The organism is Bacillus sp. C1, assembly GCF_054570475.1.
On sequence record NZ_JBTMZT010000003.1, the window covers coordinates 149,681 to 165,583 of the forward strand.

At 35.6% G+C, this 15,903-nt stretch carries 14 protein-coding genes and 2 other annotated features; of the genes, 3 read left to right on the forward strand and 11 right to left on the reverse strand.

All coding sequences use genetic code 11. The annotated features are described in order from the left end of the window. Window positions 1-2: 2 nt before the first annotated feature. The 4 genes from thrB to ACX5JI_RS11765 form a co-directional block, all read right to left on the reverse strand. On the reverse strand, window positions 3-905 hold the full coding sequence (thrB, locus tag ACX5JI_RS11750; protein ID WP_459501226.1) for a homoserine kinase: 903 nt from the start codon (window positions 903-905) through the stop codon (window positions 3-5). Next, a complete protein-coding gene (thrC, locus tag ACX5JI_RS11755) occupies window positions 902-1,960 on the reverse strand; it encodes a threonine synthase (RefSeq protein WP_459501227.1) in 1,059 nt (352 codons plus the stop codon). The genes thrB and thrC overlap by 4 nt, the downstream gene beginning before the upstream one ends. Then, window positions 1,953-3,248 (reverse strand): homoserine dehydrogenase, encoded by a 1,296-nt coding sequence (locus tag ACX5JI_RS11760; RefSeq protein ID WP_459501228.1) that lies wholly within the window; start codon window positions 3,246-3,248, stop codon window positions 1,953-1,955. The genes thrC and ACX5JI_RS11760 overlap by 8 nt, the downstream gene beginning before the upstream one ends. A gap of 155 nt (window positions 3,249-3,403) precedes the next feature. Next, window positions 3,404-3,637, reverse strand: a binding site (T-box leader). A gap of 115 nt (window positions 3,638-3,752) precedes the next feature. Further along, window positions 3,753-3,986: a binding site (T-box leader), on the reverse strand. Between the two features lie 274 nt (window positions 3,987-4,260). Then, complete coding sequence (locus ACX5JI_RS11765) at window positions 4,261-4,899, reverse strand: pyridoxamine 5'-phosphate oxidase family protein (RefSeq protein WP_459501229.1); 639 nt, start codon at window positions 4,897-4,899, stop codon at window positions 4,261-4,263. 82 nt (window positions 4,900-4,981) lie between these two features. Here ACX5JI_RS11765 and ACX5JI_RS11770 point away from each other — a divergent pair, with 82 nt between their 5' ends. Continuing rightward, a complete protein-coding gene (locus tag ACX5JI_RS11770) occupies window positions 4,982-5,596 on the forward strand; it encodes an NUDIX hydrolase (protein WP_459501230.1) in 615 nt (204 codons plus the stop codon). A gap of 153 nt (window positions 5,597-5,749) precedes the next feature. Here the strand turns inward: ACX5JI_RS11770 and ACX5JI_RS11775 are convergent, their stop codons facing one another. The 6 genes from ACX5JI_RS11775 to ACX5JI_RS11800 all read right to left on the reverse strand — a co-directional run bounded on the left by ACX5JI_RS11775 (window position 5,750) and on the right by ACX5JI_RS11800 (window position 12,248). Continuing rightward, window positions 5,750-6,595, reverse strand: a complete 846-nt coding sequence (locus tag ACX5JI_RS11775) for a peptidoglycan-N-acetylglucosamine deacetylase (protein WP_459501231.1) — start codon at window positions 6,593-6,595, stop codon at window positions 5,750-5,752. A 181-nt stretch (window positions 6,596-6,776) separates the two neighbouring features. Next, window positions 6,777-7,448, reverse strand: coding sequence for an O-methyltransferase (locus tag ACX5JI_RS11780; RefSeq protein WP_459501232.1), 672 nt, complete (start codon window positions 7,446-7,448; stop codon window positions 6,777-6,779). Between the two features lie 120 nt (window positions 7,449-7,568). Continuing rightward, a complete protein-coding gene (locus tag ACX5JI_RS11785) occupies window positions 7,569-8,288 on the reverse strand; it encodes a 3-ketoacyl-ACP reductase (protein ID WP_000818985.1) in 720 nt (239 codons plus the stop codon). Window positions 8,289-8,655: 367 nt separating this feature from the next. Next, on the reverse strand, window positions 8,656-9,714 hold the full coding sequence (locus tag ACX5JI_RS11790; protein WP_459501233.1) for a sensor histidine kinase: 1,059 nt from the start codon (window positions 9,712-9,714) through the stop codon (window positions 8,656-8,658). Next, the gene (gene hitR, locus ACX5JI_RS11795; protein WP_459501234.1) at window positions 9,711-10,388 is read right to left on the reverse strand and encodes an envelope stress response regulator transcription factor HitR; all 678 of its coding nucleotides are present in this window, start codon (window positions 10,386-10,388) and stop codon (window positions 9,711-9,713) included. Before hitR ends, ACX5JI_RS11790 begins: the two co-directional genes overlap by 4 nt. 99 nt (window positions 10,389-10,487) lie before the next feature. Next, window positions 10,488-12,248: an ABC transporter ATP-binding protein gene (locus ACX5JI_RS11800; protein ID WP_459501235.1), complete on the reverse strand. Its 1,761-nt coding sequence runs from the start codon at window positions 12,246-12,248 to the stop codon at window positions 10,488-10,490. A 491-nt stretch (window positions 12,249-12,739) separates the two neighbouring features. Between ACX5JI_RS11800 and ACX5JI_RS11805 the strand changes: the two genes are divergently transcribed. Further along, on the forward strand, window positions 12,740-13,498 hold the full coding sequence (locus ACX5JI_RS11805; RefSeq protein WP_459501236.1) for an alpha/beta fold hydrolase: 759 nt from the start codon (window positions 12,740-12,742) through the stop codon (window positions 13,496-13,498). A 77-nt stretch (window positions 13,499-13,575) separates the two neighbouring features. On the opposite strand, the gene entFM is transcribed toward ACX5JI_RS11805, so the two are convergent. Further along, a complete protein-coding gene (gene entFM, locus ACX5JI_RS11810; RefSeq protein ID WP_459501237.1) occupies window positions 13,576-14,889 on the reverse strand; it encodes an enterotoxin EntFM in 1,314 nt (437 codons plus the stop codon). A gap of 768 nt (window positions 14,890-15,657) precedes the next feature. Between entFM and ACX5JI_RS11815 the strand changes: the two genes are divergently transcribed. Next, window positions 15,658-15,840 (forward strand): hypothetical protein, encoded by a 183-nt coding sequence (locus ACX5JI_RS11815; protein ID WP_459501238.1) that lies wholly within the window; start codon window positions 15,658-15,660, stop codon window positions 15,838-15,840. The last annotated feature ends 63 nt before the right edge of the window (window positions 15,841-15,903 follow it).

A 15,903-nucleotide genomic window follows, 5' to 3' on the forward strand; every position in this document is an offset into this window, starting at 1 on the left:
TGTTACAATTTGTCTACACAAATATCTGCTTCCCTTTTTACAACTACTCCTTTATGATCAATATCCAGTTCACAAACCTTAAATGCCGGCAATACTTTCCCTAACTGTTCAGCAATATCCTGACGGTTTTCATATGGAGTTAAAATAAAAACAGAAGGTCCTGCGCCACTAAGTGCTGTTCCATATGCTCCAAATCTTTTTGCATACTCGCGAATCAAAGGTAAAAGCGGCACAAGCTGTGAACGATACGGTTCATGAAACAGATCCCTTTCCATCATTTCACCAACAATTCCCCATTTCTTTTGACATAACGCTGCCACTAATACGTTACTGACTGCGCTAGCACGAACTGCATCATGAAAGTGAAATGTCTCAGGTAATACAGAACGACTTTTATTTGTCTTTAATTCTTCATCAGGAATAAGAGAGATTACACCTAATTCTTTACTCTCTATTCTAACAACAGACACGTGATCTCCATCCATCGCCCCAATAACAGCACCTCCTAAAATAGAAGCAGCTACATTATCCGGGTGCCCCTCAAAATTCGTAGCGAGGTGAATTTTTTCATCTGTTGTTAAATGTAATTCCCCAAGTTGATTTGCAAGTTCTATTCCCGCTACAATGGCTGATGCACTACTTCCTAATCCTCGCGCAAGTGGAATATTACTAGTAGCTTCTATTATATGTGGAGATAAAGAAGGACATACTTTAAGTGCCGTACTTACAATTAAATTTCTTTCATCATTCGGGATTGAAGAAGCAAATGAATGTGCAACATGCCAATGATTTGCCTTTTCTTTCACAACTACTTCTAAATACAATGATAGTGCTATTCCAACAGAATCAAAACCAGGACCTACATTTGCCGTACTAGCTGGAACACGAACTTTAAATGGAATCACGAAACGATCACTCCTTTAATATGTTCTTTCATTTGTTCCATATCGTTGGAAACATTTGCAATCTCTAAATGGTTAGAGGCAATTGCAATATCAGGGTCTTTTAAACCATTACCTGTTAATACAACAACAACAGTCTCTCCTTTATGAATCTTTCCTGCTTGAACATGTTTGATTACACCTGCCAGAGAAGCATTTGACCCTGGTTCTGCAAAAACTCCCTCTGTTTTCGCTAATAACTGATATGCATTTAAAATTTCTTCGTCTGATACCATATCAATTTCACCATTTGATTGCTCCGCTGCTTCTACAGCTGAAGACCAGCTTGCTGGATTACCAATGCGAATCGCCGTTGCGATTGTTTCTGGCGAATCAATGACACGCCCTTTAACAATTGCAGCAGCTCCTTCAGCTTCAAAACCATGAATTCTTGGCTTTTTAAATCCCTTCTCTTTTTCATACTCACAGAAACCTTTCCAATATGCTGTAATATTCCCTGCATTTCCAACTGGAATAGCAAGAACATCTGGTGCTTTTTGCAACTGATCACAAATTTCAAACGCAGCTGTTTTTTGCCCTTCAATTCGATACGGATTCACCGAGTTTACTAATGTAATCGCCTCTTCTGCCGCGATTTGACGTACAGCTTGAAGTGCATCATCAAAGTTTCCTTCTATTGAAATAATCTCCGCTCCATATGCAATTGCTTGTGCTAACTTTCCATGAGCAATTTTCCCTTTTGGTATAACGATAATACACTTCATCCCAAGGCGAGCGGCGTATGCCGCTGCCGCTGCTGATGTATTACCTGTGGACGCACAAATGATTGCCTGCGAGCCTTCTTCCTTCGCCTTCGCAACTGCCATCACCATTCCTCTATCTTTAAAAGATCCCGTTGGATTAGCGCCTTCATATTTTCCATATAAATGAATCCCTAATTCTTTAGAAATATTCAGAAGTGGAATAAGTGGTGTATTTCCTTCCATCAAGCTTACATCTGGCGTATGATCATTCACTGGTAAATAAGAAGCATATTGTTTTAATAATCCTTTATACATATTGTTTCTCCTCCTCAATAGCGTAATAACTCTTTATTTCATTCGCCACATTCTCTATTGATGCTAAAACTTTTTCAAACTGATATTTTGAAGTTTGATGCGTCACAATCACAATTTCGGCAAGTTTTTGATTCAATGGCAATTGAATAATCTCTTCTAAACTAATTAACCCATTAACAAAACATTCTGTTATTTTTCGAAACATTCCTGGTTCATCCTTCAATAAAATACGTAAAAAATATTTCGAAATAACTTCCTCGTCCTGTTTTACTGTATATGGCACTAGCTCTTTTCGCACATCTTTACTTTTTACTACTTGATTCATATTTTTAACGATTGAAATGATATCGCTCACTACAGCAGATCCTGTTGGTAGTTTTCCAGCTCCCGGCCCATAAAACATAACCTCACCTACTGCATGACCGTGTACATATACAGCATTAAATTCGTTGTTCACATTAGATAGCGGATGATGACTCGGTAATAGAGTAGGCGCTACACTTAAGTGAATAGCTGAACCTTGTTTCTCCGCTTTCCCTACCAGCTTCATAGTAAAACCTAGCTTTTTAGCCATTTCCAAATCTTCTTTTTCCACATTTCGAATACCTCGAACATGTACATCATCCAAAGAAACATTTATTGAAAAACCTAAGTTTGCAAGAATAGCCACCTTTCGCGCAGCATCTAGTCCATCTACATCTGCTGACGGATCTGATTCTGCAAAGCCTAACCTTTGTGCTTCTTGCAGTGCTTGTTCATATGACCAACCATTTTGACTCATCTTTGTTAATATATAATTTGTTGTGCCATTTACAATTCCCATCATTTTTTCAATATGATCAGAAGCTAATCCGTCTACTAGTCCTCTTAAAATCGGGATGCCTCCAGCTACACTTGCTTCATAATACAACTGACAGCCATTTTCATTCGCTAATTTTAATAATTCATTACCATATACAGCCATTAAATCTTTGTTTGCAGTTACGACATGTTTTTTATTACGTAATGCTTTTACAATCGCCTGCCTCGCTTCTTGAATTCCTCCTATCACTTCTACTACGATATTAATATTAGGATCTTCTAAAATTTCATTTGCATCATTTATTATCTTAATTCCATCAATTGAAACATCACGTTCTTTTTTCACATCACGTACTGCCACTGCTTTTACCTTTACTTCATATCCTGTATCAAGACTAATTTTCTCCTTGTGATCTTCCAAAATATGAATAACACCGCTTCCTACTGTTCCAAGTCCTAATACTCCAACGTGTACTACATTTCTCATTTTTAAATCTCCCCCTATTTTTCAAAATACTTGATCATTATCTTCTTCCTATTTGCGCAGTCAATGGTGGTTCTCGTTCGGGTCAATTGTTTCACTCCAACTGCACCTCCTTTCAATTTAGTAATGTTTTATAAAAAAAACACACTCATCCCTAAAAAAGGGACGAATGTGTTTTCGTGGTTCCACCCTTGTTCCAATCCAAATATACACTCGTTTTGGATTGCTCAAGTTCAGATAACGGCTGGGACCGTCGATAATTACTAGATTACTCGTTCACTACCGAAGTTCAAAGGTGGTAAGATCATTTTCCGTGTTAGGAAGCTCGCAGCCTTTGGCCTCCCTCTCTGTAAACCGTAAAAATAATCTCATGTCCTTATCATTACTTTTCGTTCGATTCTATTTGTTAATTTATTATACGTACATACCGCTAAAAAGCAATAAAAATTTCATTTTTAAAAATTTTCAATATTTATTATACATAAAAAAACACACTCATCCCCCTAAAAAAGGGACGAATGTGTTTTCGTGGTTCCACCCTTGTTCCAATCCAAATATATATTCGTTTTGGATTGCTCAAGTTCAGATAACGGCTGATTCCGTCAATAATTACTAGATTACTCGTTCACTACTGAAGTTCAAAGGTGGTAAGATTATTTTCCGTGTTAGGAAGCTCGCAGCCTTTGGCCTCCCTCTCTGTAAACCGTAAAAATAATCTCGTGTCCTTATCATTACTTTTCGTTCATGTCTATTTGTTAAATTATTATAATTACGATAATTCGAAAAATCAAGCCCATTTTTGAAAAAACATAAATTTCACTATTCATATATCCTTTACTACATAATATGATTCTTGTTTTATTTTATATCTTAAAATAATAATTCTACCGATAAAGGAATCTATAAAAATCCTACCATCCAAAGTATACTGATCATCTTTAAAGAAGTTTTCTTACCAACATCTTTATATTAATTATTCTTATATACTTTATCAAACGACATACTATGCAAATTTTCAATACAACCTTTTCGTATAACTTTCCTCTAAAGAACGTGCAACTTCTTCTTCATTTGCATTCACTTTAGCATGATCAACAAGTATTCTTGCCGCTGATGGTAATGCTTCTTTTTCTAACCACGAATCTGGATTCCACAACTTAGACCTTATAAATGCTTTTGCACAATGGATATAACATTCTTCTATCTCCACAACGATCCCTAGAAGTGGACTACGACCATTCACCTGCATTTTCTCTAAAATCGCTTCATCTTTTGTGATAGCTGCACGTCCATTGATTCGTAATGATTCTCCAAGCCCCGGAATTAAAAAGATAAGCCCCACCTTTGGATTCGATAAAATATTAAGAATCGAATCCACTCGGCGATTACCCGGTCTTTCCGGAATGACAATTTGATTTTCATTTAAAACATGTACAAATCCAGGCGCATCTCCTCTTGGCGAAGCATCACAATGGCCAAACTTATCTGAAGTAGACATTACAAGAAACGGAGATTTAGATAGAAAATCACGACAATGATGATCAAGAGATGGAATCACTTTCTTCACCGCACGCTCACTTGGATACCCTAAAATAAGGCGTAATTCTTCTTCTGTTGAAATGAAAGAATTTATTTTTGTTTCCCCTAGTTCCATTCCATACACACCCTTTTTTCTTTATTTTCCCAAAATTACATATAATTATTGTATACTAAACTATACAGAAAGGGGAATATAAATGACAGAATGGTTAACGATATTTGATACAACAGGAAACAAAATTGGAAAAAAACTACGAGATGACGTACATCGTGATGGGAATTGGCACGAAACATTCCATTGCTGGTTTGTAGAAAAAGATAATGAAGATATCTTTCTATATTTCCAGCTACGAGCTAAAACCAAGAAAGATTTCCCAGGAAAATGGGATATTACATCTGCTGGACATATTATGCATGGTGAAAATATAGGAATAGGCGGTCTTCGTGAAATAGAAGAAGAATTAGGCCTATCCTTTCAAGCTACTGATTTAGAATATAAAGGCATTTTTAAAATCAATTATGAAATCCCGCACTTCATTGACCGTGAAATGTGTCATATGTATTTTCACGCTGTTTCAAAATCACTTCCGTTCGCACCAGGTGATGAAGTTGAAGACGTAATGAAAATAAACGCGACATCTTTTTTACAGCTTTTAAAAAGAGAAATCACATCCGCAACAGGAATTCCAGTTTTACACAAAAACGCTACACCTATTTCCATAACATTTGAAGATGTCTATCCATATGAACTTGCATACTATGAATTTATTGTGGAAAAAGGACGAAACATAGTACATAACAATAATTTCTAAATCCCGATTGACTCCCAGCTTAAATAACATGGGAGTCAGCGTTTTTAATAACAAGATTTATAAGCGATGTTCATTATTTCTCCAGTTCTTTTAATTTGTTCTCCGCCCGTATAAATAGACGAATGATTAACACTATCCCTTATTGTGTTATATTTACTTTCTCTGTTTCGACGTTTGAAACATACTAGGAAGCGTCACAAATCGTGATCCTTTCGCTTTCAGTTCAGGAATAATTCGATCTAATGAGTCTACAGATCCTTGCAAGTTCCCTCCCGGTGTCGAATGTTGTAATATAACACTTCCCGGAAACGCATTTCCTAATACAGTATTTGTAATTTTCTCTGCACTTACACCTTTCCAATCAACTGTATCTACACTCCACTGCACAATCATAAAATTTTGTGTTGTCGCCCATCCCAGCTGTTTTTCGCGTATTTCACCATAAGGTGGACGTATAAACTTTGGTGCATATCCCACCATTTTTTTCAATATCTCTTCTGTTTTTACAATTTGGGCCTGGTATTCTTCATCACTCACTTTAGCTAAATTAGGATGATTGTAAGTATGATTTCCAATAATATGTCCCTCATTCGCAATTCGCTTTACTACATTAGGATACCTTTCTGCATTTTCACCTAGAAGAAAAAAAGTACCTTTCACACCATAACTTTTTAACTTATCTAATATTTGTGGGGTAAATACTAGGTCTGGCCCATCATCAAATGTAAGAGCAACCTCAGCTTTCTTATATGGACCTGAAAACGCATAAGCATATTTTTCAACCCATGAAAATGGTGTCCAAGAGCCTCGAACCTCTTCCCCACTTTGTACTTCGTTATCTAATCCAACATTTGATACATTATGAATCAAACTAGGATAAATTTGATAATACGAGGGATTTGAATACGGTATATAAGAATGCGGAGTATAAAAAGGGACATTGCGTTCTGGGATCCACTGAAAAGGACTAAACATTTCTGGTGGATAAACATAGTACATGATAAAAACCTCCTTTACATTTTATATGCCGTTCATTCGAATTTTGTTAGAAAGGTTCCTATTCGCATACAGAAATAAGATCGTCCCACCTTTGGAACGACCCCATTTCTTTCTATTTCAAACACTTAATAAATTTTTTGACTATCTTTGGGTAAAGACTTCACATGATTTAAATAACTTGTCACTCTGTTACAAGCGCAATTACAAATCCATCATATCCCTTACTCCCTACCGTTTGAATTGCTGTGGCAGTAACGCGTGGTTCATTAGCGATTAGCTCATAAAAACGACGTATCCCCTGCACACGCGGGTCATCACTAGAAGTATCAATCACTTCCCCTTCACGTACTACATTATCTCCTATAATTAAACTACCAGGCTTTGAAAGTTTAAGTGCCCACTCAAAATACGCTGGATTATTTTGTTTATCTGCATCAATAAAAATAAAATCAAATGGTTCATCATTTTCATTAGCTATTTGTTGTAATAAATCTATTGCCATTCCTGTTCGCACATGAACCACATCATCCAATTTAGCTCTTCCAATGTTAGCACGAGCAACTTCAGCGTGCTTTTCATTTGCTTCAAGCGTAATAAGACGACCACCTGCTGGTAATGCTCTTGCAAGCCAGATTGTACTATATCCCCCTAAAGTTCCAATCTCTAAAATATTCTGTGCTCCATGAATTCGCACTAACAATTGTAAAAACTTCCCTTGCGCTATCGAAACATCATGTGCTGGTAGATCAGCTTTCGCATTCGCTTGAAGTACCTCTTTCAAAATAGGATCAGTTGGTACAAGCAAGTCTGTAATATAATCATCGACAACCTTCCATTTATCAATATGATTCATGTCACTACCATTCCCTTCCGATTATGTAAGAGACTCCTTCAACCTCATTATAAACAAAAAATTCAGATTTAAAAAATAAACAAAAAAAGATTTGGCCTAGGGCCAAATCTTTTTTACTTTTTACGGATTAGTAGACCAAAGTCCAGCAGATTTAATAAATGTACGTTTATTTAATTTGAGCTGCGCTACGATAAACTCTGCAATATCTTCTGCTTGCATAACTTTATCTGGATTACCATCTGTTAATCCTAAGTCTACTGCCATATCCGTCGCAACTGTACTCGGTGTTAAAGCCGTTACACGAATGTTGTGTTTACGTACTTCCATCGCTAACGATTCTGTTAAACCAAGAACACCAAATTTTGAAGCACTATATGCACTTGTTACTGGTGCCCCCTTTTGTCCGGCTGTTGATGAAATATTAATAATATCACCAGACTGTTGTTCAATCATGCTCGGTAATGCTGCACGAGTTGCATAATATACACCCATTAAGTTTACTTGGATAATTTTTTCCCAATCAGCAACATCTAATTCTAAAAATTTACCAAACTTAGAAATACCAGCATTATTAATTAAAATATCAATAGATCCTAAACCATTTTTTAATGTTTCAATAGCAGTCGTAACTTCTTCATATGAAGACACATCAGCAGTAGCAATAACAGCTTTTACACCTTCTGCTTCTACTTCTTTCGCAACAGCTTTTAAGTTTTCTTCAGAACGTGCTAAAAGACCAACGTTTACCCCTTCTTTTGCTAAGGCAATCGCTACCGCACGACCAATTCCTCGCCCTGCTCCTGTAATTAACGCATTCTTCCCTTGTAATAACTCTGCCAAATGGAACACTCCTCAATCATTCTAAATTGCTTTTCCTATTATAAAGTTTATATGTATCTAGTTCTAAAAGCAATTATGCACTTTGATGTGCGTAGGTTACTTGCAGGTAACTTATATATAAATCCATTTTGGTTTTTCGACACATAACCCGCTGCTAGGAAGAACAAAAAGTGAACTACACTCATTTTCTCTCTTTGTTTTCACTTGGCATGGGGCAGGAAGAGGGGCTGACCGCTTCTATGCATGGCCGGATGCTCTCTCCCTCCTAAAAAGAATGGTTTTCTGTCATTTTTTCAATCTGTATTTATATATTTGTAGCTCCTACTAAGCGTGAAAAACATTTTCTCTGTCCCTCACTCCTCTATTCTCAAACAATGTGCTTACTATCAGGAATCGAAACAATACATTCAGTTCCCTCTCCAAACACACTCTCTACTTGTATCTCTCCTTTATGAAGATCAATCACTTTCTTCACAATCGCTAGCCCTAAACCGCTACCTCCATGTGCTCGATTACGTGATGAATCTGCTTTGTAAAAACGTTCGAAAATATGTTGTTTTTGTTCTTCTGAAATTCCTATTCCTGTATCACAAATATGAACTTCAGCTCGTTCGCCATTTTGTTTTAATTGAATTGTAATTGCTCCGCCACCAGGTGTAAATTTGATACTATTATGAAGTAAGTTGATCCACACTTGACTCATACTTTCCTCATCTGCAGTGATGTGGATTTTTTCTAAAGATAATTCCAATTCAATTTCCTTCTCATTCCATAATGGTTCACAATTTAGCACAATTTGTTTTAATTGTTGATCTAATCGATACGTTACTCGCTCTGGTACATACTCTTCAGATTCTAACAATGTTAATTTGAGCAAATTATGACTAAGCTTAGATAACCTTGTTGTTTCAGTTTCAATAATTGTAAGATAATGTTTTCTCTTTTCATCGGGTAGTTGATCGTCTTGCAAAGCACGTGCAAACCCCTTAATAGATGTTAAAGGAGATTGAATTTCATGAGAGACATTCGATACAAATTCTTGTCTCATTCTCTCCATCTCACTTAATTCATTCGCCATATCGTTAATACTTTTTACAAGAACACCAATTTCTCCATCATACTGTTCTTCATTTCTTATTTTGACAGAGAAATCACCTTTTGTAATTTTTTGTATCGGCTCAATAATTGACCACATCATTGCTTCGCGCTTTGGTCTCATTAAAAGTCCAATTGTCATACTAGCTAAAATCGCAAATAAAAAGCTTAAAATATTACTAATTAAAAAGCTAAAAAAAGGAGCCACTTCGATTTTAAGAACTTGTAACATATATGATGATACGAAAAAAGCAATTGTCCAAAGTATAATGAGAGAAAGAAGTACGCCTACAATACTGCCTATTACCTTCCAAAGCTTTCGTCTGCTCATCTACTTACCTCTAATCGATAACCTAACCCACGAATTGTTTTAATTATAAAACCAGATTGTTCTTCTTGGAACTTTTCACGTAGACGATTAATATGAACATCTAATGTACGTTCATTCCCCTCAAAATCATAGCCCCATACAGCTTCAATCAATTGCTCTCTTGAACACGTTCTGCCTGCTTTAGATCCTACTGTAAACAACAACTCAAATTCTTTTAAAGGTAGTGTTAATGTTTGTTCCCCAATCGTCACCTCAAATGCTTTACGATTTAATAATACATTTCCGACTTGAATAGATTGCGATACTGTAATTTGATATCGTTTCAATAATGCCTTTACTCTTACAACTAATTCTAATGGATCAAAGGGTTTTACAAGATAATCATCTGTTCCTAATTGAAATCCCTTTACCTTTTGTGAAGTTTCTCCTTTTGCCGTAAGCATGAGGAGCGGAATATCGTAATGCCTTCTTAACTCATAGCATAGTTCCCACCCATCCATATTCGGCATCATGACATCCAGTATGACCATATCCATTTTCACCTCTTCTATTTTACGAAGAGCATCTACCCCATCAATTGCCTCATAAGTTTGAAAACCTTCTCGTTCCAAGAACACAGAAACTAGTTCTCTAATGTGTGGATCATCATCTACTACTAAAATTCTCGGCATCAAATCATCACCTCTCCTCTTTTGTCATACCATTTATAATCATGAATAAGCAGTGAAGTAAAAAATGTCCCCACTGCTTCAAAATCCAATACTACAATCGTTTTATCGTGCTCCTTCTTTAATTTTCAATTGCTGCATTGCAAATTCTCGGTACATATTATGAGAACGTAACAATTCATCATGAGAACCACTTCCCGTAAGTTTCCCCTTTTCAATAAAAATAATTTTGTCCGCATCTACAACTGTAGAAAGTCGATGTGCAATCACTAAAGTTGTTCTACCTTTCATTAAATTATTTAATGCTTTTTGAACAACAGATTCCGATTTACTATCAAGACTTGAAGTCGCTTCATCTAACATTAAAATTTGCGGATTTCGGATTAAAGCACGAGCAATCGCAATTCTTTGCCTTTGTCCCCCTGATAGTTTCACACCACGTTCGCCGACCTCCGTATCATATCCTTTCGGTAAATCATGAATAAATACATCAACATAAGCCATCGCTGCTACTCGTTCTATGTCCTCGTCACTTACATCTCCTTCAACTCCGTAGCAAATATTATCTCGGATTGTCCCATCAATTAACGGACTATCTTGTGATACATATCCAATTTGACGTCGCCACGATTGTAAGGAGTATATTGAGATTGGGTCTTCTCCTAACTTTATAACACCACTCGTTGGTTCATAAAAACGTTCTAATAAGGAAAACAGTGTCGTTTTCCCACTACCACTTGGACCTACAATCGCAGTCACTTTTCCTGATTCAATCGTAAAGTGAATATTTTGTAGTACCTTTTCTTCTTCGTTATACTCAAAATCTACATTTTCAATTATAATTGGTTGCTTTGCACTCATTACAAGAACACCTTTAGTATGGTTTTCAACTTCATACTCTAGAATAGTATTAATACGTTCCGTTGCACCAATTGCTTTTTGGAACTGTGTAAAGAACATAGACAGTTGACTCATCGGCATAACAATTTGTACTAAATATAAAATGAACGCTACAAGCTCTCCAGTTGTTAATGCTCCACTAGAAACACGCATGCCACCGTATCCTACAATAATAACAAGCAACGCCATTAAAACAAATGACATAATTGGCGTAATTAATGCTTGAACTTTCCCTTCCTTAAGCCCAAATTGTAATAACTTTTGAATTCCTTTATTACCATTTTCATACTCTCTTGATTCCGTGTTTGAAGATTTCACTAAACGAATTTCTGATAATACTTGATTTAACACACTCGTAAAAGAAGCTGTCTCATCTTGTAATGTTTTAGAAATTTTATACATCATTCTTCCAAGTGGTACTAAAATCAATACAGATAACGGAATAACAGTTAATAGTAAGACCGTCATTTTCCAATCTAAAACAAATAATACAATCAACGATCCGACAATAGAAATACCACCTGTTAATAAGTTAGACAGATGCTCTGAAATTAACGTTCTTACAACACCCGTATCATTTGTCATACGACTAATTGTGTCACCTGTTCTGTTTTGATCATAGTAAGACACCGGTAAAATCAAAACCTTTTTCCATAGTCGTTCTCTAATTCCAGCTACAATTTTTTGCCCAATATAATTAAGGAAATAAATCGATAACCCTGCTGCAATTGTTTGAACAACAAAGAATGCAACTAAGCCAACAATTTGCATTGTACTGATTGAGGAAATCGAAAAATTATCAACTAACCCTTTCGTAAGCATCGGAATAAACAAACTTGCTCCTGTTGAGAACAAACTCATTACTAATGCAAAAATAAGAATACCTCTCGGAGGATTTGTATCTTGTATGAGGCGTAAAAACTTCCGCCAACTTCCTTTTGTCTTCTCGTTATTTTGTATTTCCATTCCTGTTCATCTCCTTATTTCAAACGAAACTGCTATTTCTACAATTAGAATACGATATGAATGTAAACTGAATGTAAACAATTAAATGATTTATTTATTGATTTGGTAATAAAACACAAAAACTCTTATCTTTACAACAACTATAAATATCTGATATTATTACCTGGTACTTAATATATAAATACAAATTGAAAAAATGACATAAAACCATTCTTTTTAGGAGGGAGAGAGCATCCGGCCATGCATAGAAGCGGTCAGCCCCTCTTCCTATCCCCGTGCCAAGTGAAAACAAAGAGAAAAAATGAGTGTAGTTCACTTTTTGTTCTTCATACCAGCGGGTTATGTGTCGAAAAATCAAAATGGATTTATATATACAATTCCCATTCTATAGTTTAAGAACTATAGAATACTTATTCATATATAACTATGAAAATATATATTTTCATAGCATACACATCTCTCTAATCTTCATTGATCGAAAGGGGTATACCGTGCAAGCAAACAATCTTTCTGAAAAAAAGACCATTATATTCATTCATGGATTAGTCGGAAATCGCCGTGCTTTTAAAAAAGAATATAAACGATTTTCTCCCTCTTACAATATTATAACGTATGATTTATTAGGTCATGGTGAAGATAAAGGACAAGCAATAGATTTTTCTTTAGACAAATTAGTACAACAATTGTCAGATCTTTATGAAAAAGAGGGGATTCAAGAGGCCCACATTTGCGCTCTAAGTTATGGTTGCTATATTGCTACTATATTTGCTCACACATATCCTGAGAAAGTATTAAGTCTTTGTCATATCGGTGGTCATTATAATAATCCATCTGTTTTATATAACGTATTCCAAAAATTTTGGGAGAAACGTGGGGACGAATATTCAACTTGGCTCTCTCAATATGCGAATACTATTTTTCCAGGTGGCATACTAAAAGCTAACCCTTTTGCAGCTATTTCAAAAAATATTTATTATCGTTTTGGATTACAATTACATTCATCCATTATTGTAGAATCACTTAGACACCGTCTCGAATTTGATTTGAAATCTAAATTGAAAGAACTCTCACACCCCATTTTATGGGTTATGGGCGAACATGATCATCTCTATAAATCTTGTCTATTTGATTTAAAATCTATTCTTCCGAACGTTTTATATAAAGAGATTCCATTAGCGGGACATGCAGCAAATTTATTCCGCCCTAACCATTTCCATAATTTGTACGATACTTTTTTACTAGACACATAAAGACATCTAAAATAGAAAAAGCTTTCTAGTTTCCTAGAAAGCTTTTTCCTATCATATTGAAGAATTAAATTCTCTTATTATGCTTTTGTGTAACCTGCTAGATGTTGACTCCAGTAAGGGTTATTAACTGAGCTAATTCTTACACCAGTTTTTTCAGTTTCTGCACTGATGAACTGACCGTTTCCTAAGTAAACACCCATATGAGTCATACCACCAGCACCAGTAGTGTTGCTAAAGTATACTAAATCACCTGGTTGCGGATTGCTAGTATGTTGCTTGCTGCTCCAGTAACCAGCAACTGTTTTACGGGAACCAGAATCACCAGCTTGTTTTAATACATAGTAAATGAAACCACTGCAGTCAAAACCAGCAGGTGTTGTACCTGCCCATTTATATGGTGAACCATTTAATGATCGTGCAATTGATGTAATTGATGAGCCATTAGCAGATGGCGTCGTCGGTTTTTCTGTTTGTGGTTTTTCTACTTGTGCATTTCCTTGCTCACCGCCTGTAGTTGGACGAGAAGGTGTCGTTACATTACCTGTTCCGCCTTTTACAAACTTAACAAGGTCTGCACTTACATAACCTGTTTTTCCTTGGTGGTTAATTTTATACCAACCATTTTCTCCACCAATCACGTCTAATGTTTGGCCTTTTACTACGCCACCAATTACTGCATTGTATGTAGCTGGGCCTGTACGTACACGTAAAGCTCCTGTATCAACAACATATGAGCCATCTTTGCGAACTGTCATATCATTGTTGTTTTGCTTTTCCGTTTGTGTACTTACATTTGTTGTACCGCCTTTTGTTACAAAGTCTTTACTTACATAACCAGTTTCGCCGTTGTGGTTAATTTTAAACCAGTCTTGCACTTCACCGACAACTTGTACAGTTTGTCCTTTGCTTACAGTACCTAAAACTGTATGCGAAGCACTAGGACCTGTACGTACATTAAGTGAAGAAACATTTACTGTATAATCACCTTTTCCTTGTTGAACAGTAGTTCCTGTTTTCGCACCAGTTGTTACGAAATCACTGCTTACATAGCCAGTTGTACCGTTTACATTTACTTTAAACCAGCCGTTTTCTTCACCAACTACTTGTAACACTTGACCTTCTGTTACTTTAGAAACGATATCATTTCCTGTACCAGCACCTGTACGTACATTCAATACGTCAGCTGTTACTGTGTATTTTAATTCAGAAGTTCCAGTTTGTGTTTCAGTTACTGTTGTTTGTGTTTCAGTTTGTGTTTGTGTTTGCGTTTCAGTTTGTCCATTGATCTCTTTTAGTGCATCAGCTGAAACTTGTGCGTGAGCGGTATCCATACCAGGAACTGCCACACCAGCTACAGATGCTGCCGCTAAACCTGCTAGTACTTTTTTCATAAGTTGTATTAACTCCCTTTCCCTACTACCCTCTTTAAAAAAATAATTTTAATATCTCACCAAAACATTGGAAATGAATTCATATTAAATTCCATTTTTATACAAGGGCTTTCTTTTTTACACGTAAACATTTTAAATTATCAATGTGAACTTCATGTGAACTTCATGTGAATTCCAAATACATATACAGCGTTTTTGTAATAAAATATTTACTGTTTTCTATTACAAAAAAGAATCGTACCCATTCTTTACTTACTAGACAAATAACACCATGATATCTAAATAAACAATGAATTTCTCTACTAGTCTTACAAAATAGTTCTTTTCATGAGTCACCTTCTTATCATGACAAAAATTTCGACATTTATCAACTATATAGTGTTTAAAAATTTATATTTATACAAAAAAGAATTTATTACGTTGCGGACCAATCCACGAATCCATGTTTTTCTCACTTTCTTTTACTAAACGATTAACTAATATATTATGCCATATATAGTTCTCTATTGAACTACCCCTACCTTCACTTCGTTTAGAGGAAAGGGTCTTCTCGATTAAAATGATAAATATACGTGCACGGGATCATCTGTATAAAAAGCGTTTCCTTTTTGTTCGATTGCATGGCCATATATCATTTCTTTTCCATAGCAAAAATATTTTAGATTATTTCGGTCTTTTTAATTAAAGACTTAATAATTTGGAATCTTTATCCTTTCAGTGTTAAAATAACCAATATACTTCAAATAATTAGGAGGGGCATCATTATCCATGGAGCAAATCATTGATAATACTTCGAAACACTATATTACTTTTTACTATACATTCGTTCGTACACTATCCTTGGTAACGTTTAGAACATTCCCAACCATCGAAACAAAAAAATCCGAATTAAAAATGACGATTAAAAATCAAGAGAATGATTTAAATCATCAGAACCCATATAAACTATAGTTATTTCCCCATACATTTATCCGCACAGACACCTAGGAGAATCGCTATTAACCGCATTCCCTA

Coding starts and splice junctions, on each gene's coding strand:
- ACX5JI_RS11790 (WP_459501233.1), bottom strand. CDS start 9,714: ATGAGCAGACGAAAGCTTTGGAAGGTAATAGGCAGTATTGTAGGCGTA.
- ACX5JI_RS11760 (WP_459501228.1), bottom strand. CDS start 3,248: ATGAGAAATGTAGTACACGTTGGAGTATTAGGACTTGGAACAGTAGGA.
- thrC (WP_459501227.1), bottom strand. CDS start 1,960: ATGTATAAAGGATTATTAAAACAATATGCTTCTTATTTACCAGTGAAT.
- ACX5JI_RS11815 (WP_459501238.1), top strand. CDS start 15,658: ATGGAGCAAATCATTGATAATACTTCGAAACACTATATTACTTTTTAC.
- ACX5JI_RS11765 (WP_459501229.1), bottom strand. CDS start 4,899: ATGGAACTAGGGGAAACAAAAATAAATTCTTTCATTTCAACAGAAGAA.
- entFM (WP_459501237.1), bottom strand. CDS start 14,889: ATGAAAAAAGTACTAGCAGGTTTAGCGGCAGCATCTGTAGCTGGTGTG.
- ACX5JI_RS11780 (WP_459501232.1), bottom strand. CDS start 7,448: ATGAATCATATTGATAAATGGAAGGTTGTCGATGATTATATTACAGAC.
- ACX5JI_RS11775 (WP_459501231.1), bottom strand. CDS start 6,595: ATGTACTATGTTTATCCACCAGAAATGTTTAGTCCTTTTCAGTGGATC.
- ACX5JI_RS11800 (WP_459501235.1), bottom strand. CDS start 12,248: ATGGAAATACAAAATAACGAGAAGACAAAAGGAAGTTGGCGGAAGTTT.
- ACX5JI_RS11770 (WP_459501230.1), top strand. CDS start 4,982: ATGACAGAATGGTTAACGATATTTGATACAACAGGAAACAAAATTGGA.